Source organism: Stenotrophomonas sp. K-6 (assembly GCF_056861555.1).
Map to the genome: position 1 here is coordinate 226,971 of NZ_JBSPUC010000006.1, position 18,050 is coordinate 245,020.

Consider the following 18,050-nt stretch of genomic DNA (forward strand, 5'->3'; position numbering starts at 1 on the left):
CTTTTCGCGTGGGCGCCATTCAGCCAGCGACCCCACCCTGCCATGCGGCACCCTGACCCAGTGCACCCTGACGTCGGTCAGGATGCCTTGATGCAGATTCGCCCTTGCGGGCAATCGTCCACTCTGGCGCTCGATCCAATCCGGATCCTGCCCGATGCCCCCGCCATGAAGTGCCTGCCTTCCCTGCTCCTGCTCGCCTCCTGCGTTGCCACCGCTGCCTCGGCCCAGGCCGCCGAGCCCGCCGCACCCACGGACTGCATCACGCTGTCTGCCGATCAGCAGGTGGTGCGCAACCGCGCCGATCGCGATGTGCTGCTGCGCAATGGTGACCAGCATTACCTCGTGCGCTTTGAGCGTTCGTGCACCAGTGCGGCGATGTCTCCGAAACTGACGTTCGCCACGCCCGGCCAGGACGGTCAGTTGTGCGGCGCCGGGGTGACCAAGCTCAAGACCAGTTCCCAGAGCTGCGCCGTCGCTGCGGTGGAACCCCTGAGCGCCGAAGAGTTCGCCCGCAAGGCGCGCATGCGCCGCTGAGCAGGCGCGTTGGGCCCACGCACAAAAAAGCCCCCTTGCGGGGGCTTTTCGATTGCAGGCAACGAGACGAGACCGGGGTTACACCGTGGCCGGCAACAGCCGCTCCGGCTCGGCTTCGGTCTCGACGAACAGCTGATCGTCGCGGACGTCGATGCTGACCTTGCCGCCGTTGACCAGCTTGCCGAACAGCAGCTCGTCGGCCAGTGGACGCTTGATCTTGTCCTGGATCACCCGGGCCATCGGGCGCGCACCCATCAGCGGGTCGAAGCCATGGTGGGCCAGCCAGTCGCGCGCGGTCGGGGTGGCCGACAGGCTGACATGCTTTTCCTGCAGCAGCATTTCCAGCTCGATCAGGAACTTGTCCACCACGCGCAGGATGTGCTCGAAGCCCAGTGCCTGGAACTGCACGATCGCATCCAGACGGTTGCGGAACTCCGGCGTGAAGCTCTTGCGGATGACTTCCATCGCGTCGGTGGCATGGTCCTGGCGGGTGAAGCCGATCGACCGCCGCGAGGCCTGGGCCGCGCCGGCATTGGTGGTCATCACCAGCACCACGTTCTTGAAGTTCGCCTCACGGCCATTGGTGTCGGTCAGCACACCGCGGTCCATGACCTGCAGCAGGATGTTGAAGATGTCCGGGTGGGCTTTTTCCACCTCGTCCAGCAGCAGCACGCAGTGCGGGGTCTTGACGATCTTCTCGGTCAGCAGACCACCCTGGTCGAACCCGACATAGCCCGGAGGGGCACCGATCAGACGGCTGATCGAATGCGACTCCATGTACTCGCTCATGTCGAAACGGACCAGCTCGATGCCCAGCTGCAGCGCGAGCTGCTTGGTCACCTCGGTCTTGCCCACGCCGGTGGGGCCGGAGAACAGGAAGTTGCCGATCGGCTTTTCGGGATTGGCCAGGCCCGAGCGGGCCAGCTTGATCGCCGAGGAGAGCGTCTCGATCGCCGGATCCTGGCCGAAGATCACCATCTTCAGGTTGCGCTCCAGATGCTGGAGCACGTCCTTGTCGGTCGCGCTGACCTGCTTGGCCGGGATGCGGGCCATCTTGGCGACGATGGTCTCGATCTCTTCGATGTCGATCAGTTCCTTGCGCTCACCGTCCGGCAGCAGCCGCTGGCGGGCACCCGCTTCGTCGATCACATCGATCGCCTTGTCCGGCAGCAGACGGTCGTTGATGTGCTTGACCGACAGATCCACCGCGGCCTGCAGCGCGTCATCGGCGTACGTCACGCCGTGGTGGGCCTCGTACTTGGGCTTGAGGCCCTGCAGGATCTCGTAGGTTTCGCCCACGGTCGGCTCGACGATGTCGATCTTCTGGAAGCGGCGGGCCAGCGCCCGGTCCTTCTCGAAGATGCCGCGGTATTCCTGGAAGGTGGTCGAGCCGATGCAGCGCAGCTCGCCCGAGGCCAGGGCCGGCTTGATCAGGTTGGAGGCATCCATGGTGCCGCCCGAGGCCGAGCCGGCACCGATGATGGTGTGGATCTCATCGATGAACAGCACCGCGTTCGGCAGCTTCTTCATCGCAGTCAGTACGCCTTTCAGGCGCTTTTCGAAATCGCCGCGGTACTTGGTCCCGGCCACCAGCGCGCCCAGGTCCAGCGAGTAGATCACCGCATCGGCGAGCACGTCCGGCACCGAACCTTCCACGATGCGCTTGGCCAGGCCTTCGGCGATCGCCGTCTTGCCCACGCCAGCCTCGCCCACGTACAGCGGGTTGTTCTTGCGGCGGCGGCACAGGACCTGGATGGTGCGCTCGATTTCATCGGCACGGCCGACCAGCGGGTCGATCTTGCCGTTGCGGGCCTGCTCGTTGAGGTTGCTGGCGAACTCGGCCAGGGCATCGCCCTTGCCTTCACCCTCGGCCCCTTCGGCACGCCCTTCGCCATCGGCGGCAGGCGGCACTTCGCCCTCCTCGCCCAGCTTGGCGATGCCGTGGGAGAGATAATTGACGATGTCCAGCCGGGTGACGTCCTGCTGGTTGAGGTAGTACACGGCATGCGAGTCCTTCTCGCCGAAGATCGCCACCAGTACGTTGGCGCCGGTGACCTCCTTCTTGCCCGAGGACTGCACGTGGTACACCGCGCGCTGCAGCACGCGCTGGAAGCCCAGCGTCGGCTGGGTATCGCGCCCATCATCTTCGGCCAGGCGCGAGACGGACGCCTCGATGGCCTGTTCCAGTTCCTGGCGCAGGCGGTCGGCATCGGCGCCACAAGCTTTGAGGACGGCCTGGGCGGACGGGTTGTCGAGCAGTGCCAGCAGCAGGTGTTCCACCGTCATGAATTCATGCCGGGCCTCACGGGCGCGCTTGTAGCACTGTCCGATGGTGTGTTCGAGGTCTTTACTGAACATGATTAACTCCGGCGGCAGTTAGGAACAATATGCGGCCAACCTTCACGATTTCCATCACCCTAGCGGATCAGTGCGTTCAGACGGCGTTAGCACTTGCCTGATCGCGCCGTCCTTTCGACCAGGCTCCATCATGCACGATCTTCCGGCCACGAAATGGCAGTTCGGCCGTGATGGCAATGTCACGGTGTTCCCAGGGTGCTGCGGCGGGACAGCAGGCACAGCGCGCGGACACGCCGGCCGCTGCGGGCCGGATGTCGTTATCCATGGAACAGTGCGGATCGCGGGCACACGCAGTGCGGGCCCGCGCCAACGGTCAGCCGCTGGTCTTTTCCATCGTGCACAGCAGCGGATGCTGGTTCATGCGCGAGAATTCGTTGACCTGGGCGACCTTGGATTCGGCGACTTCGCGGGTGAACACCCCGCACACGCCGCGGCCGCGGGTATGCACGTGGAGCATCACCTGGGTGGCTTTGTCCAGATCCATCGAGAAGAAGTGCTGCAGAACGGTCACCACGAAATCCATCGGGGTGTAGTCGTCGTTCAACAGCATCACCTGGTACATCGGCGGTGGCGCGACCTCGGGGCGTGCAGGCTCAAGCAGCACGCCATGGTCGTGATGAGTTTCGTGGGAAGTCTCGCGGGGCATCCCCACATTATAGGGCCCTGCCCCGCAGGATTGGACGTTGCCCCCTGCCGCCCTTCACAATCTGCACTCTCCAACCAGACTTTCACAGGGATTTCATGAAAAGGATTGCTGCCGCACTGCTGCTGGCCATCACTGCCACCGGCGCCCATGCGGCCGAAGCGGACAAGGCTGTCGGGCGCGCTCTGGACAAGCTGGAGTACACCTACGAGGTGGACGAGGACGGTGACTACAAGATGGTCTTCGACATGGATGACGGTCGCAGCCAGCTGGCGTTCGTGCGCTCCACCGTCGAGGAATTCGGCAAGCACAAGATCCGCGAGATCTGGTCGCCGGCCTACAACTCGCCGGGCAAGCAGTTCCCGGCCGCCGTGGCCAACCGCCTGCTTGAAGACTCCCAGGATGCCAAGATGGGCGCCTGGGTGAAGCAGGATCAGCTGGCAATGTTCGTGGTCAAGGTTGACGCCAACGCCACCCCCGAGGCACTCAGCGACGCCATCGATGCGGCCATCCGCACCGCCGATGCGATGGAGCTGGAGCTGACCGAGCAGGACGAATACTGAGGTGAATGACGTGCAGGAACCGCGCTGGGCGCCCCATGTCACCGTGGCCACGGTTGTGGTCCGCGATGGGTGCGTGTTGCTGGTCGAGGAAGCCATCGACGGCCGGCAGGTGCTGAACCAGCCGGCCGGGCATCTGGAGCCGGGCGAAACCCTGTCCGAGGCCGCATGCCGTGAAACCCTGGAAGAAACCGGCTGGACGGTGCGCTTGAGCGCCTTCATCGGCACTTACCAGTGGACCGCCCCGGATGGCACGCCGTTCCTGCGCTTTGCCTATGCGGCCGAGCCGCTGTCGCACGATCCCAACCGTCCACTGGACGACGGGATCCTGCGCGCCCTGTGGCTGACGCCGGCCGAACTGAAGGCCGATCCCGCCCGCCTGCGCAGCCCGCTGGTGTGGGAGGTGGTGGCCGACTATCTGGCCGGCCAGCGCCACCCGCTGTCAATCATCCGGGAGGCCCGATGAGCGCGCCGCGCGTGATGGTGGGCGTCTCCGGGGGGGTCGACTCCTCGGTGGCCGCCTGGCGGCTGGTGCAGCAGGGCGAGCCGGTCGCCGGCCTGTTCATGCAGAACTGGGCCGATGACGGCAGCGGCGACTGCCGTGCCGAGGACGACCGCCGCGACGCCGTGGCGGTCTGCGGCCTGCTGGGCATTCCATTCCACTTCCGCGATTTCTCCAGCGAGTACTGGCAGGGCGTGTTCGAACACTTCCTGGCCGAGTACGCCGCCGGGCGCACGCCCAATCCGGACGTGCTGTGCAATCGCGAAGTGAAGTTCAAGCATTTTCTCGACGCCGCGCGTGAGCTCGGCGCCGAGCGCATCGCGACCGGGCATTACGCCCGCATCGCACAGGTCGGCAGGCGCTGGGCCCTGCTGCGCGGTGCCGACCGAAGCAAGGATCAGAGCTACTTCCTGCACCAGCTGGGCCAGGAGCAGCTGGCGGCGACCCTGTTCCCGATCGGCGACCTGCAGAAAAACGATCTGCGCCGGATCGCCCGGGATGCGCGCCTGCCGACCCATGCCAAGAAGGATTCCACCGGCATCTGCTTCATTGGCGAACGCGACTTCCGCGAGTTCCTCGGCCGTTACCTGCCGGCGAAACGTGGCGAGATACGCGATCCTGATGGTGCCCTGATCGCCGAACATCCGGGCGTGTTCTATTTCACATTGGGCCAGCGCGAGGGATTGAACATCGGCGGCGTGCGCGGCCGGCCGGCGGCGCCGTGGTACGTGGTGGGCAAGGATGTGGCCAGCAACGTGCTGTACGTTGACCAGGACCGCGAGAGCCCGTGGCTGCAGTCGACCCGGCTGCACTCCGAACGCGCCCACTGGATCGCCGGCGCGCCGCCTGCGCGCCAGTTCGACTGCACCGCCCAGACCCGTTACCGCCAGCCCGACGAGCCGTGCACCGTCACCGTGCACGACGATGGCACCCTGGCGGTGCGCTTCGCCCGGCCGCAGCGAGCCGTCACCCCGGGTCAATCGCTGGTGTTGTATGACGATGAGGTCTGCCTGGGTGGCGCCGTCATCGCAGCCACCGACGCCCCTCTGGAACAGCGCCTGCGCGCCACCCCTTCTCCTTTCGAGGTATCTGCTGCATGAGTTTTTCCGTCGACGACCGTGTTCTTGCTCTGGCCGGCATCGCCCAGGCCCTGCAGCAGGTGCGCCGTATCGCCGAAACCGGCCACTCCGAAGCCGCCGTGGTGCGTACCGCGGTGGACAGCGTGTTCCGCATTGACGCTGCCACCCCGCAGGAGATCTACGGCAGCGCCAGCAATGTCGCCCCCGGGCTGCGCCTGCTGCACAACTACCTGAGCAGCCAGGGCCAGGACGAGCACCTGCCGCGGCTGGCGCTGTCGGTCCTGCAGCTGGAGCGGCGCTTCGTGCGCGAGCACGAGATCGTGGCCAAGGTCAGCACCGGGATCGAGCGCGCCCAGGCCCAGGCCACCGAGCTGGGCGACAGCGCCCACCCGGACGTGCTGGCCGCGCTGGGGGGGCTGTACGCCGACACCATCAGCAATCTCAAACCCCGCGTGATGGTCCAGGGCAACCCGCATTACCTCGGCCAGGCCGGGGTGGTCGCCGAGATCCGCGCCCTGCTCTTGGCCGCGGTCCGCTCGGCCGTGCTGTGGCGCCAGACCGGCGGCCAGTACTGGGACTTCCTGTTCTCGCGCAAGACGATGCTGGAAGCGGTCGCGCGCCAGTTGCGCTGAGGTAAATCGCGGTAACACCCGGTCGCCGGGCCCTTGCGGGGGCCGGCACCGGGGCGTATGCAGGGTCGCGAGCCCGCCGCCGTGATGCATGAAAATTACGCGGATGGCTAAAGCAAACCGGGGTACGGCCGATACAGCATCCGTGCACCTCCCCGAGAACGTCCATGTACTCACGCCTCTTCATCCGCTTGGCCGCCCCCCTGGTCCTGACCCTTCTGCTCCCCGTTGCCATCGGCTTCGAGTGGCCAGCCGCCCTTCGCTGGGCGATCCTGACCACGATGACGCTCAGCTGGCTGGGCTTCGCCTGGTGGACGGCTCGCGCCCAGAACCAGCGGTCGCCCGAGCAGGCCCGCATCCTGCGTGAGCAGGACCAGTTGCTGAGCGAGCTGCGCTCGTTCGTCGGCAACGAAATCGAAGGTTCCCGCGGCGAAGTCGAACGCGCCCGTGACCTGATCCGCCACGCCGTCAGCGGCCTGGGTGGCAGCTTCGATGCCATGAACCGCAAGTCCCGCCAGCAGAGCCAGGCCCTGGCCCGCATCGTTGATCGCGCCGGTGAAGACGGTGGCGCCGGGGTCGATGTGGCCCGCTTCGCCCAGCACGCCAGCCACCGCATGGAACAGCTGGTGGAAGCGCTGGAACAGGTCAGCGGCCAGAGCAGCAACACCGTGCAGCACATCGACCAGATGGCGCAGCACCTGGATGGCATCTTCGCGCTGCTGGAAGACGTCAAGTCGATTGCCGACCAGACCAACCTGCTGGCGTTGAACGCCGCCATCGAAGCTGCGCGTGCCGGTGAAGCCGGTCGCGGGTTCGCGGTGGTCGCCGACGAAGTCCGCAACCTGTCCGAGCGCTCGACCACCTTCAACGAGCAGATCCGCAAGCTGGCCCACAGCTCCAAGGACGCCATCGCCAAGGTTCGCGAGACGGTCTCGCACATGGCCTCCCGCGATATGGACCGGTCCCGCGAAGCGCGCCAGGAAGCGGCGGCGATGCTGGACAACGTGGCCCAGATCAATGCCTCGCTGGGCGACGGCATGCGCGAGATTTCCGAGTGCGGCCGGGCGATCGACAGCAGCGTGGCTGAAGCGGTCCGCGCCCTGCAGTTCGAGGACATTGCCACCCAGGCCCTGGGCGGCGTGCATACCCACCTGGACCGCCTGACCGCCATCAACCGCGAAGCGGTGGCCCTGCAGGAACTGCTGCAGCGCAATGGCGGCGTGGTCGACGAAGAGATCGTCACTGCCCTGCAGCGCACCGGCAACCGCCTGCGCGACATGCGCAGCGAATGGGAGCGTCCGCCGCACAAGGCTGTCGCCCAGCAGAGCATGGCCGCCGGCGCGGTCGAACTGTTCTGATCCCGAGCTATCGTGCCTCTCCCGGCACACACTGCGGCCCCGGTTCATCCCGGGGCCGTTGTGCTTGCACTACCCGCCTTGGCTGCAGATGATCGACCGATGTTGAATGCGTCCATGCTGTCCGTTGCATCCCCAGTACCCACCGACCTGGAGCCGGTGATACAGATCGCCGACGGCGACCTACGGGCCGCCGTCAACGAACACGCTCCCCTGCTCGGCCGCGCCCTGATCGCGCATCTGGAACGGCTGGCACAGCAGGAGCTGGCGAAACTGGCCAGCCAACCCATCGATCCGGGCACCACGCCCATCGATCCCGCCCTCGCCGGCCTGGCGTGGGACCTGGGCCTTAGCGGTGACGACCTGGGTGCTGCTGCGCGCTGAGCCCGGCACCTGGACAACGTCATGGCGGTGGCCCCGCTCGAATCGCCGGATGAAACTCTCCGCAGGATCGACGGAATCCAGGACGTAACCCGCGTATGCACCTCATGGAGCGCGTGTGCGCGCATCCGTTGACGCCGCGCACCATCATTCTGCTCTTGGATGACCTGGAGATGCAGGGCAGGATCGGCCCTGTGGACCAATGGATCGGCTACCCGCCCGTCTTCGCGCAGGCTGGATGGTCGCAACCCGGAGCTTTGTTCTGGGTCCGCCGCGACGGTCCGCCTGCCCTTGCGTGACTACCGACTGGCATTCCCGCGAAGGGTCTGGATCCGCACTGCGGAACGCCGCCACTTCTCCAAGGGCGGCAAACCTCACGAAGGAGATTCGGGCGCGGATCCGATGAGGGGGTACGCTGAGACGAAAGGACGGCTCGACGCCGCTTCCATGCCCGCTGAACGTTGCGCCGGAATCCGCTTAGACGCTCTGCGTCACTTCCGCGTAACTCTCACGCGAGGGCGTCTGTGTGCCCAGCTTCAACCATAACGCCAGGTCGCGCGGGGCCAGCGGACGCGAGTACAGGTAACCCTGGATCTCGTCGCAGCCCTGGCGACGCAGCATGGCCTCTTCCTGCGCGGTTTCCACGCCCTCGGCCACCACCTTCATGCCCAGGGCATGCCCCAGGTGCACGATCGCCTGGGTGACTTCCGCGGTGCCCGCGTCGTGCAGCATGCCTTGGACGAAACTGCGGTCGATCTTCAGGCGCCCGACCGGGAACCGGTTGAGGTAATGCAGGTTCGAGAAGCCGGTGCCGAAGTCGTCCACCGCGAGCGGGACGCCATGGCGCTCCAGCACATCGAAGCAATGGCGCAGCACGTCGGTGTCACGGATCAGCGCGGACTCGGTCAATTCCAGCTCCAGCCGCTGCGGCGGCCAGCCGTGCGCGTGGCAGATGTCGATCACGCGCTCGGCAAAGCCGCGGTCACGCAGCTGCACGGCCGAGACGTTCACGGCGACGCGATCGAACTCCAGCCCGGCCGCGTCCCACGCCGCCGCCTGGCGGCAGGCCTCGGTCAGTACCCAGTCGCCGATGCGCACGATCTCGCCGCACTTCTCGGCGATCGGGATGAACTCGGCCGGGCTGCAGTAGCCGATCCCGGGCCGATGCCAGCGCAGCAGCGCCTCGATGGCCGGTGGCTGGTCGTTCTCGGCGTGCAGCAGCGGCTGGTAGGCCAGGGTGAACTCTTCGCGCTCGATCGCGCCCAGCAGGGCGTGTTCGATCTCCAGCTTGCGCTGGATCTTGGCCAGCGCGTCCTGGCTGTAGTACTGGTAAGTGTTGCGCCCCGCTTCCTTGGCGGCATACATCGCCGCGTCGGCAGCGCGCAGCAGCGACTCGAAATCCTGTCGGCTGTCGTCCAGCATCGCGATGCCGACGCTGGCGCCGACCTTCAGGGTGCTTTCGCCACGCTGCAGCGGTTCGGCCAGCGAGGCAATCAACTTGCGCGCCACGTGGCCAGCATCTTCCGGCGCGGCCAGGTCACGCAGCACGACAATGAACTCATCGCCACTGAAGCGGCCGAACAGGTCGTTGTTGCGCAGGCTCTGGTGCAGGCGCGAGGCAGCGGCCTTGAGCAGCGCATCGCCGGTGGCGTGGCCGAAGGTATCGTTGATGGTCTTGAAGCCATCCAGGTCGATGAACAGCATCGCCAACGGACTGCCACGATCACGTGCCAACTCGATCGCATCGGCGGTCTGCTCGCGCAGCAGCATGCGGTTTGGCAGGCCAGTCAGCAGATCGTAGTGGGCCAGCAGCTCGATGCGCTCGTTGGCCTCACGCTCGCGGGTGATGTCACGGAACAGCACGACGAACCGCGTCGGCAGGCCGTCGCGGTGATCCAGCTCGATCAGCACCTGCACCCAGATGCGCAGGCCGGACTGCCGGTAGAAACACAGGTCAAGCTGTTCGGGCAGACCGCCGTCGGCGATACGCAGCAATGCCGCCTCGAAGGCGTCGCGCGAGTCCTGGGTGTACAGGCTCAGCGCCTGGTCCAGCGTGATCGGCTCCTTGCGCAGCCCGTGGATGCGGTAGCACTCCTCGGTCCACTGCATGTGGCGGGTGCTCACCTCGATCTCACAGCCGCCGATGCGGCCCAGCGCCGAGACGCGGTTGAGCAGTTCGGTGCGCCAGCGGATCAATGCGTCGGTCTGGTGCTGCTCAGTGATGTTCTGGACCTGGCCCAGCAGGCGCTGGATGCGCCCTTCCGGCCCGACCAGCGGCTGCATCCACACGCGCAGGTAAAGCGCGTTGCCGGTGCTGCGGGTCAGTTCCAGCTCCAGCGTGGCCGCCTCGCCATCGCGCCACATCCGGCGCCAGGCGCGACGCAGCCGGCCGCGTGATTGCGGTTCCAGCTGACGCAGCCAGTGGCGCCGGCCGTACATGGGGTCGTCGCCGGTCTGAAGCAGTGCCCGGAACTCCGGCGACCACCAGAACTGGCGCGCCTCCGGATCCCACGACCAACTGCCCATGCTGGCGATGCGCTGGGCTTCGCGCAGGTGCACCTGCTGCTCGCGCAGCTGGGCTTCCATCTGTTTCTGGGCCTGGATGTCGGTATGGGTACCCACCATGCGCAGCGGCTGGCCATCGGCGGTCCGGGAGACGACGCGGCCGCGGTCCAGCACCCAGCGCCACTCGCCATCGGGGTGGCGGGCGCGGAACTGGGCAGTGTAGGCGGCGCTGTTCCCGCGCAGGTGCGCATCTAGTGCGGCGCGTACGCTCGGCTGATCGTCGGGGTGGACATGCTCCAGCAGCGCGCTGACGCCGTCTGCATGGGCATCGGACTCCTCGATCGGCTGACCATCCCAGCGGCGCGAGCGGCGCACGCTGTCACTTGGCAGATCCCAGTCCCACAGGCCATGCCCAGCGTGATCCAGCGCCACTTCCCAGCGGCTGCCGGCAACGCTGGCGACCGGCTCGGGCACGCTCACGGTGAAGGCCAACAGGTGGCCGTCCGGATCGTGCACCGCGCGCATCCAGCCGTCGAAGCGACCGGCCGGGCCGCCCGGCAGCTGGCAGGGAATCAGGCCGCCATCGGCGGCAAGCAGGCGCAGGTCCTCCAACATCTCGCCATACGCGGCGATCGTCGCCGGCAGGCCGTGTTCACGCGCGGCCGGGTTGGCCGCGAGCGGACGCCCGGCACGGTCGAGGATGACCAGCGCCGAAGCCAGCGGGTGCTGCAGCAGACTCGCGATAATCCCTTGGTCCACGCCTGTAACTCCGATAACGCACCCGACAGCCGGGAACGCAATCGTTAGCGGCGGGTTTTGCGGATTATTGAGCGTTCCGGCCACCTGCATGCGCTTCCCGGACAGGTAAGATGACGCTCGCCTTTCCCGATCGGCCCGCCCTGCCCCATGCCCACCGACCTGCCAGGCCCCCTCGCCCCCGCCACCGCGACCTTGCTGGCCCGTGACCTGCGCCGCGACCGGTGGCGCGTGGTGGTGGCCTACCTGGTGCTGGCGCTGGTCTGGATCCTGTGCAGCGATGCGGCCGTCAAGGTGGTCGCCGGCGATATGCAGACCGCGGCGCAATGGCAGACCATCAAGGGCACCTTCTTCGTACTCTCCAGTGCCGCCCTGATCTACCTGCTGCTGCGCCCGCTGGCCCAGCATGTATTGAGCACCCATGCCCGGCTGGAGTGCTCGGAGACCCGGCATCGCCAGATGTTCGAGGGCAATCCCGGGCCGATCCTGGTCTATGACCTGGACTCGCTGGCCATCCTGGACGTCAACCCGGCCGCGGCCAGCTTCTTCGGCTTCAGCCGCGATGCGTTCACCGCGATGTCGATCAATGCCCTGTGGCCACCGGGCGATGTTCCGGCGCTGGAAGCCAAGCTGGCGCAGATCCGCGACAACCCCGAACAGCTGTGCGTGATCACCGCCGATCTGTGCCTGAGCGATGGCAGCACCCGGCGCATGGAGATGCGCAGCAATCTGATCAGCTATGGCGGTCGCCGTGCACGCCTGCTGATCGCGATCGACCGAACCCGCGAAGACCAGGCCCTGCTGCGTCGCGACCAGGCGCTGGCACGGGTGGAGGAAGCGCATGAAATGGCGCGTATCGGCGCGTGGGAGATCGACCCGGCCACCGGCCTGGGCCGCTACGCCAACCAGGTGTACCGCCTGCTCGGCCGGCGCCCGCCCGAGGCCCGGCGCTGGCATCGCTTCGAGGAGCTGCTGGTGCCGGCCGACCCGGCCACCGCCGCGCTCAGCGAGCAGCTGCTGCAGGACATGAGCTCCGGCGAGCCGGTGCAGATCGATGTCCTGCTGCCGCTGCTGGCCATGGATGGACGGTCACTGATGGTGCACCTGCGCGCCGAGAGCGGCCAGGACGATGCTGGTCGGCCGCGCGTGCTCGGCACCCTTCAGGACGTCACCGAGCGCGAGCAGTCGCGGCGCCTGCTGCGCGAACGTGAGGAGCAGTTCCGCGAGCTGGTGCGGGTGCTGCCTGACGGCGTGGTGATCCTCTCCGAAGAACATGTGCTGTACGCCAATGCCTGCGCAGCGGCGCAGTTCGGCTACGGCCAGCACACCCTGCTGGGTGAGCCGCTGGCCGCCCTGGTCGCGCCGGAAGATCTGGCGCGGGTCCGCAGCCAGCTGTTTGCGCAGATTCCACTGCAGGGCGTGGGGGCCGGCGAGGTGATCGGCATGCGCCGGCTCAACGGCCAGCGCTTCCAGGCCGGCCTGGCGGTGGGTGACGTGCGCTACGGTGGGCGCAACTGCAAGCTGCTGATCGTGCGCGACCTCAGCGAACCGGAGCGTATCCGCGAGGCACTGGAAACCAGCAACCGCGAACTGCAGGCCATGGCCGGCCGCCTGTTCTCGCTGCAGGAAGACGAACGCCGGGCGATCTCGCGCGACCTGCACGACGACATCGGCCAGGCCATCACCGCGATGAAGTTGTCGGCCTACGCGGCGCAGGACGAGCAGGATGCCGCGCGCCGTGACGAGGACCTGGCCCAGATCATCCAGTTGGCCGATGCCACCGTCGGCAAGCTGCGCGACATCTCCACCCTGCTGCGCCCGCCGCAGCTCGATGCGCTGGGCCTGGAAGCGGCGCTGCGCTGGCAGGCCGGGGTGCTGTTCCGCTCGGCGGCGATCGAACTGCTGCCGGACATCCAGTCCCTGCCACGGCGGCCGGCGGGCGATATCGAGCAGGCCTGTTTCCGCATTGCACAGGAAAGCCTGACCAACGTGCTGCGCCATGCGCGCGCCAGCCAGGTGAACCTGCACCTGCGCGATGTGGACGACCACGGCCTGCACCTGCAGGTCCGCGATGATGGCGAAGGCTTCGACCCCGATGGGCCACGCGGGCTGGGCCTGATCGTGATGCGCGAGCGCGCGCAGAGCGTGGGTGGCACATTGCGCATTGAATCGGCGCACGGCGCCGGTACCCTTATCGACCTTTACCTGCCCTACCGCGCTTCGGGCGCGACGGCTCACGACGCTCTGGAACACTGACCCATGTGGAACCCTTCCCTGCCCCTGGTCAGCATCGAGGACGCACCGCCCCGCCTGGGCGCGGGCAACCCCGAGCTGCAGACCATGGTGACCGAGGCTGCCTCCGGCGGCACGCCGCTGATGCTGATGCACGTGGACATCGACCACTTCGCCTCGGTCAACGAGAACATGAGCGCGGAGGTGGGCGATCAGGCCCTGGTGCTGGTCGCCCAGCGCCTGCAGCACCATCTGCGTGGCCGCGGCAAGCTGTGGCGCCACGGCAGCGATGAGTTCCTGCTGGCCGTGCCGCGCACCGCGGACATGCCGCTGCCCGAAGACCTGGCCGAGGAAATCCGCCAGCAGCTGGAGCTGCCGCTGTCGGTGCTGCCGTACACCTTGTTCATGACCGGCAAGCTGGGCGTGAGCCTGTGCCCGGAACACGCCACCGGCGTCTCGCGCCTGCTCGACCACGCCGAAGATGCCCTCTACCAGGCCGCCCGCGAAGGCGGCAATGCGGTGCGCATCCATGCGGTGGATACGCCGTCCAGCGCGCACAGCGAGAGCATCATCGCGCGCCAGATCGTCGACGCCATCCCCAATGGCGAGCTCAAACTGCGTTACCAGCCGCTGGTAAGCGCCCGCGATGGCCACGTGGTCGGCATGGAGGCGCTGCTGCGCTGGCAGTCCCCCACGCTGGGCATGCTGGTGCCCGAGCGCTTCATGCGCACGGCCGAGCGGCTGGGCATCATCGTGCAGATCGGCACCTGGGTGCTGGAGGGCGCGCTCAAGCAGGCCAAGCTGTGGCGCGATCAGGGCTTCGATGATTTCACCATCGCCGTCAATGTCTCCACCCTGCAGCTGCTGCGCCCGAACTTCTTTGCCGAGGTGATGTCGCTGATGCAGGCCGCTGGCGTGCCGGCGCACATGCTCACGCTGGAGATCAACGAAAGCGCGCTGACCAACAACGTCAACTTCGTCCACGAGACGCTGGTCAACCTGCGCAACGAAGGCATCAGCCTGAGCCTGGACAACTTCGGCACCGGTGATTCCAGCCTCAGCGCGCTGGTCCGCTACCCGGTGGACAAGCTGAAGATCGACCGCAGCTTCATCAAGAGCGCACCGGCCGGCAACCGCGAGGCCGCCATCGCGCGCGCGATCATCGCCATGGGCCACCAGCTGGGCATGACGGTGATCGCCAACGGGGTGGAATCGCAGGCACAGCTGGGCTTCCTGCGCCGCAACGACTGCGATGTGTTCCAGGGGTATCTGTTCGGTGAGCCGATGTCGGCCGATGCCGCCGGCATGACCCTGCGCCGCCGCTACCTGCGCCCGGAGGCCTTCGCCGAGACCCGCCCGGACCGCACGCTGCTGCTGCTGGACGACGAGGAGAACGTGCTGCGCTCGCTGGTGCGTCTGTTCCGCCGCGATGGCTACCGCATCCTGGCGGCCGGCAACGTGCGTGACGCGTTCGATCTGCTGGCCATCAACGACGTGCAGGTGATCCTGTCCGATCAGCGCATGAGCGACATGAGCGGCACCGAGTTCCTGGGCCGGGTGAAGATGCTCTATCCGGACACGATCCGGCTGGTGCTGTCCGGCTACACGGACCTCAACACAGTCACCGACGCGATCAATCGCGGCGCGATCTACCGGTTCCTGACCAAGCCGTGGAACGACGACGAGCTGCGCAAGCACATCCACCAGGCGTTCCGCACGCACGAGGAACAGCGCCGGGCGAATACCTCGCCGATGGTGGCCGCCGCCCCGGCAGACGAGTGATCAGCGTGGCTGCTTGATCGGCAGCACCACGCGGAACTTCGACCCCACGCCCGGGGTGCTGTCCAGATCGATGCGGCCGTGGTGCTTGTTGATGATGCTGTAGGAGATCGACAGGCCCAGGCCGGTGCCGCTGCCCACCGGCTTGGTGGTGAAGAACGGATCGAAGATGCGCTGGCGCAGCTCCGGCGAGATGCCGCCGCCGGTATCCTCGAACTCCACCCAGACCGTGTCGCCGTCCACGCCGGTGCGCACGTTGATCGTGCCGCGATCTGCGATGGCATGGCCGGCGTTGAGCAGCAGGTTCATGTACACCTGATTCAACTCCGACGGCAGGCATTCCACCAGCGGCAGCTGGCCGAACTCCCGGTGCAGGGTCACCTTGTACTTGAGCTCGTTCCAGATGATGTTGATCGTCGATTCCAGACCGGCGTGCAGATCGACCAGCTTCCACGACTCATCGCGGCCCGAGTACGAGAAGTCCTTCAGGTCGCGCACGATGCGCGTCACCCGCTCGATGCCCTCGCGCGACTCAGCCATCAGCTGCGGAAGATCGCGGCTGATGAAATCGATGTCGAAGCGTTGGCGGATATCGTCGATCTCCGGGATCAGCGCCTTGGGGTCGGGCGCGCGCAGCGCACGCTCATAAGCTTCGATCACGGTGAACAGGCTGCGCAGGTATTCCTGCAGGCTGCCCAGGTTGGAGTGCACATAACCGATCGGGTTGTTGATTTCGTGCGCCACGCCGGCCGCCAGCTGGCCGATGGAGGCCATCTTCTCGGACTGCAGCAGCTTTTCCTGGGTGCCGTTGAGGCGCAGGTAGGCCTGCCGCAGCTCGGCGTGCCGCTGCTGCAGCTCGCGCTCGTAGTCCTCCTGGCCTTCGATGCGGCGGAACAGCGCCAGATAGTGCCGCTGGCCGCCATCGTCATGGTGGTACACGTGGGCGATGACCATGCGCTCGCCGACCGGCAGGCTGCCATTCCAGTGGCCGTGGAGGCTTGCCTGCTCCAGCGCATCGGGCGGCAGCAGCTGGCGCAGCCATTGCGCGGGTGTCAGTTCGGCATCGCGTTCGGCCTGGCCGAGAATCTCACTGACCGCGGTGTTGGCCAGCGCGACGCTGCCGTCCTCACGAAACAGCAGAACCCCTTCCTTGATCCGCTCGAACAGGGCGAGCAGAACCGGATGCGGGGGCAACGGGGCGGTGACAAGAGAGGAAGTTGCGGTCACGGTCACATCGAGGCGGCTGGAAACAGGCGCTCAATATACGCGGTGACGTCATCGTCGGCAGCCTCGGGCCGCCGGATCGCGCCGCTCAGGCGACCGCGAGCGGCCGCCGGGTATGCAGCGTGTGCGACTGTCCCTTGGCGTCGTACGCCGAGGAATCTTCGCTGCGGCCGAGCTGGCGCAGTGCCCAGTTGACCTCGCGGCGGCGGCGCGAGAGCAGCACGCCGTTGGCGCGGTTGCGCTCGGCCAGCTCCTGCACGCGCTCAGCCTGTCCCAGCGGCAATGCGGCCTCGAGGGCTCGCAACGCCTCCAGCTTGGCACCGGTCGCGCGGATCAGGGCCTGTACGTCATGCTCGACCAATGCCTGGCGTTCGACGTCCAAGGCATCGCTGAGGCGCTGCAGCGGCTCGCTCATCGCCAGCTTCATCCCTGCAGCTGCTGGTCCAGCTCAAGCATGCGCGAAGCGATCGCGTCGGGATTGATCTTGTAGGTGCCGTTCTGCAGCGAATCACGCACGGCCTGGACACGGTTGGCATCGATGGCCGGGGCCGTGGACAGTTCGCGCTGCATGGCCTGCAGGCTGGTGGCTTCGCCGGTCAGGCGCAGGCTGTCGGCAGCCTCCACCGGGCGCGCCGGGGCATCGGTGCTGACGCTGGGCTTGTTGCCGAGCGCAACACTGCGCAGATGGGCGGTGGCCTGCAGGTTGCCGTCGATTTTCTGGCTCATGGGTTCGTCCTGAGATTGCGGTTCACAAGGGATAACGGCCAATCAGCCGCCATCTTTAGGGGAATATTGCAGGTTTCGCGAGGAAAGTGGCCCGTATTCACACATGTGGTCAGCGCGCCACTAAAACGTCACCGCTGGCCGCCACGGTGCCCTGCACGATCTTGCGCGAAGAGAGGTTCTCGACCGACACCCGCTCATTCTCGCCCGCGTCGGCCATGGCACGCCCGGCAACCCGGACCTCCACCCCGCCGCGCCGGGACACCAGGGCGACACTGTCGCCCCGCCGAACCAGCCGCTGGGCGACCAGATCGTTGGCCGACAGCAGGCTGCCGGCGCTCAGGGTCCTGCGCGCCACGCGGCCCACCGCAGCGGCGGGATCGGCCAATGCTGCGCCGGCGATCCGTGCCGCATCACGCTGGCCGGTAGTGATATCGGCCGCCGAGAGGGTTTCTCCAGCCGCCACACCTCTATTGAGAATGAGCACGGTCTGGTTGCGCCGCACCTTAACCGGTACGAACAGGCGCCAGCCGCCCGCGTCGGGGCAGCTGACCTCCACCGTACTGGTCCCGGTAGGCTGGGCGGCCAGCGGTTGACCACAGGCCGGCAGGCGCAGTGCCGAATCCAGCGTGGTGTCGCCTTCGCTGCCGGCCGGCAACGTGGCCAGCGCCGCCTGGCGGATGCTGTCCACGGGTTGCCAGCCCCCAGCGGCCCACGCGGGCGCGGCCAGCAACAGCACGGCAAAGAGAACAGAACGCATGGGCACTCCACGGGCAAGGATCATGCGCAG

At 67.0% G+C, this 18,050-nt stretch carries 16 protein-coding genes; 9 read left to right on the forward strand and 7 right to left on the reverse strand.

The features are described 5' to 3' along the window. Window positions 1–90: 90 nt before the first annotated feature. A complete protein-coding gene (locus tag AC13F7_RS17875; RefSeq protein ID WP_483002526.1) occupies window positions 91–534 on the forward strand; it encodes a hypothetical protein in 444 nt (147 codons plus the stop codon). 78 nt (window positions 535–612) lie between these two features. Here the strand turns inward: AC13F7_RS17875 and clpA are convergent, their stop codons facing one another. Next, window positions 613–2,892: an ATP-dependent Clp protease ATP-binding subunit ClpA gene (gene clpA / locus AC13F7_RS17880; protein ID WP_282259506.1), complete on the reverse strand. Its 2,280-nt coding sequence runs from the start codon at window positions 2,890–2,892 to the stop codon at window positions 613–615. Window positions 2,893–3,205: 313 nt separating this feature from the next. Further along, complete coding sequence (gene clpS, locus AC13F7_RS17885) at window positions 3,206–3,538, reverse strand: ATP-dependent Clp protease adapter ClpS (RefSeq protein WP_123729237.1); 333 nt, start codon at window positions 3,536–3,538, stop codon at window positions 3,206–3,208. A gap of 95 nt (window positions 3,539–3,633) precedes the next feature. Here clpS and AC13F7_RS17890 point away from each other — a divergent pair, with 95 nt between their 5' ends. From AC13F7_RS17890 to AC13F7_RS17915, 6 genes are all read left to right on the forward strand, one after another. After that, complete coding sequence (locus AC13F7_RS17890; protein WP_346470624.1) at window positions 3,634–4,098, forward strand: hypothetical protein; 465 nt, start codon at window positions 3,634–3,636, stop codon at window positions 4,096–4,098. 1 nt (window position 4,099) lies between these two features. Further along, window positions 4,100–4,561 (forward strand): NUDIX hydrolase, encoded by a 462-nt coding sequence (locus AC13F7_RS17895; protein WP_483002527.1) that lies wholly within the window; start codon window positions 4,100–4,102, stop codon window positions 4,559–4,561. Then, window positions 4,558–5,697: a tRNA 2-thiouridine(34) synthase MnmA gene (mnmA, locus tag AC13F7_RS17900; protein WP_483002528.1), complete on the forward strand. Its 1,140-nt coding sequence runs from the start codon at window positions 4,558–4,560 to the stop codon at window positions 5,695–5,697. The genes AC13F7_RS17895 and mnmA overlap by 4 nt, the downstream gene beginning before the upstream one ends. Then, window positions 5,694–6,308, forward strand: coding sequence for a high frequency lysogenization protein HflD (gene hflD, locus AC13F7_RS17905; protein ID WP_481467337.1), 615 nt, complete (start codon window positions 5,694–5,696; stop codon window positions 6,306–6,308). Before mnmA ends, hflD begins: the two co-directional genes overlap by 4 nt. A gap of 164 nt (window positions 6,309–6,472) precedes the next feature. Beyond that, entirely contained in the window at window positions 6,473–7,663 is a 1,191-nt protein-coding gene (locus tag AC13F7_RS17910) for a methyl-accepting chemotaxis protein (RefSeq protein ID WP_481467336.1), read from the forward strand. A gap of 114 nt (window positions 7,664–7,777) precedes the next feature. After that, entirely contained in the window at window positions 7,778–8,044 is a 267-nt protein-coding gene (locus AC13F7_RS17915; RefSeq protein ID WP_483002529.1) for a hypothetical protein, read from the forward strand. Between the two features lie 474 nt (window positions 8,045–8,518). Here AC13F7_RS17915 and AC13F7_RS17920 read toward each other — a convergent pair whose 3' ends face one another. Beyond that, window positions 8,519–11,305, reverse strand: a complete 2,787-nt coding sequence (locus tag AC13F7_RS17920; protein ID WP_483002530.1) for a bifunctional diguanylate cyclase/phosphodiesterase — start codon at window positions 11,303–11,305, stop codon at window positions 8,519–8,521. Window positions 11,306–11,452: 147 nt separating this feature from the next. Here AC13F7_RS17920 and AC13F7_RS17925 point away from each other — a divergent pair, with 147 nt between their 5' ends. Both AC13F7_RS17925 and AC13F7_RS17930 read left to right on the forward strand, forming a co-directional pair. After that, on the forward strand, window positions 11,453–13,558 hold the full coding sequence (locus AC13F7_RS17925; protein WP_483002531.1) for a sensor histidine kinase: 2,106 nt from the start codon (window positions 11,453–11,455) through the stop codon (window positions 13,556–13,558). A 3-nt stretch (window positions 13,559–13,561) separates the two neighbouring features. Continuing rightward, window positions 13,562–15,316 (forward strand): EAL domain-containing protein, encoded by a 1,755-nt coding sequence (locus AC13F7_RS17930; RefSeq protein ID WP_483002532.1) that lies wholly within the window; start codon window positions 13,562–13,564, stop codon window positions 15,314–15,316. Here the strand turns inward: AC13F7_RS17930 and AC13F7_RS17935 are convergent, their stop codons facing one another. From AC13F7_RS17935 to flgA, 4 genes are all read right to left on the reverse strand, one after another. Next, on the reverse strand, window positions 15,317–16,546 hold the full coding sequence (locus tag AC13F7_RS17935) for an ATP-binding protein (protein ID WP_481467326.1): 1,230 nt from the start codon (window positions 16,544–16,546) through the stop codon (window positions 15,317–15,319). 79 nt (window positions 16,547–16,625) lie between these two features. Continuing rightward, window positions 16,626–16,958 (reverse strand): flagellar protein FlgN, encoded by a 333-nt coding sequence (locus tag AC13F7_RS17940; RefSeq protein WP_462092072.1) that lies wholly within the window; start codon window positions 16,956–16,958, stop codon window positions 16,626–16,628. A gap of 2 nt (window positions 16,959–16,960) precedes the next feature. Then, window positions 16,961–17,263, reverse strand: a complete 303-nt coding sequence (gene flgM / locus AC13F7_RS17945) for a flagellar biosynthesis anti-sigma factor FlgM (RefSeq protein ID WP_123729226.1) — start codon at window positions 17,261–17,263, stop codon at window positions 16,961–16,963. Between the two features lie 109 nt (window positions 17,264–17,372). Beyond that, the gene (gene flgA / locus AC13F7_RS17950; protein ID WP_481467324.1) at window positions 17,373–18,020 is read right to left on the reverse strand and encodes a flagellar basal body P-ring formation chaperone FlgA; all 648 of its coding nucleotides are present in this window, start codon (window positions 18,018–18,020) and stop codon (window positions 17,373–17,375) included. Window positions 18,021–18,050 lie beyond the last annotated feature (30 nt).

Coding starts and splice junctions, on each gene's coding strand:
- AC13F7_RS17875 (WP_483002526.1), top strand. CDS start 91: ATGCAGATTCGCCCTTGCGGGCAATCGTCCACTCTGGCGCTCGATCCA.
- clpA (WP_282259506.1), bottom strand. CDS start 2,892: ATGTTCAGTAAAGACCTCGAACACACCATCGGACAGTGCTACAAGCGC.
- clpS (WP_123729237.1), bottom strand. CDS start 3,538: ATGCCCCGCGAGACTTCCCACGAAACTCATCACGACCATGGCGTGCTG.
- AC13F7_RS17890 (WP_346470624.1), top strand. CDS start 3,634: ATGAAAAGGATTGCTGCCGCACTGCTGCTGGCCATCACTGCCACCGGC.
- mnmA (WP_483002528.1), top strand. CDS start 4,558: ATGAGCGCGCCGCGCGTGATGGTGGGCGTCTCCGGGGGGGTCGACTCC.
- hflD (WP_481467337.1), top strand. CDS start 5,694: ATGAGTTTTTCCGTCGACGACCGTGTTCTTGCTCTGGCCGGCATCGCC.
- AC13F7_RS17910 (WP_481467336.1), top strand. CDS start 6,473: ATGTACTCACGCCTCTTCATCCGCTTGGCCGCCCCCCTGGTCCTGACC.
- AC13F7_RS17915 (WP_483002529.1), top strand. CDS start 7,778: ATGCTGTCCGTTGCATCCCCAGTACCCACCGACCTGGAGCCGGTGATA.
- AC13F7_RS17925 (WP_483002531.1), top strand. CDS start 11,453: ATGCCCACCGACCTGCCAGGCCCCCTCGCCCCCGCCACCGCGACCTTG.
- AC13F7_RS17930 (WP_483002532.1), top strand. CDS start 13,562: ATGTGGAACCCTTCCCTGCCCCTGGTCAGCATCGAGGACGCACCGCCC.
- flgM (WP_123729226.1), bottom strand. CDS start 17,263: ATGAGCCAGAAAATCGACGGCAACCTGCAGGCCACCGCCCATCTGCGC.
- flgA (WP_481467324.1), bottom strand. CDS start 18,020: ATGCGTTCTGTTCTCTTTGCCGTGCTGTTGCTGGCCGCGCCCGCGTGG.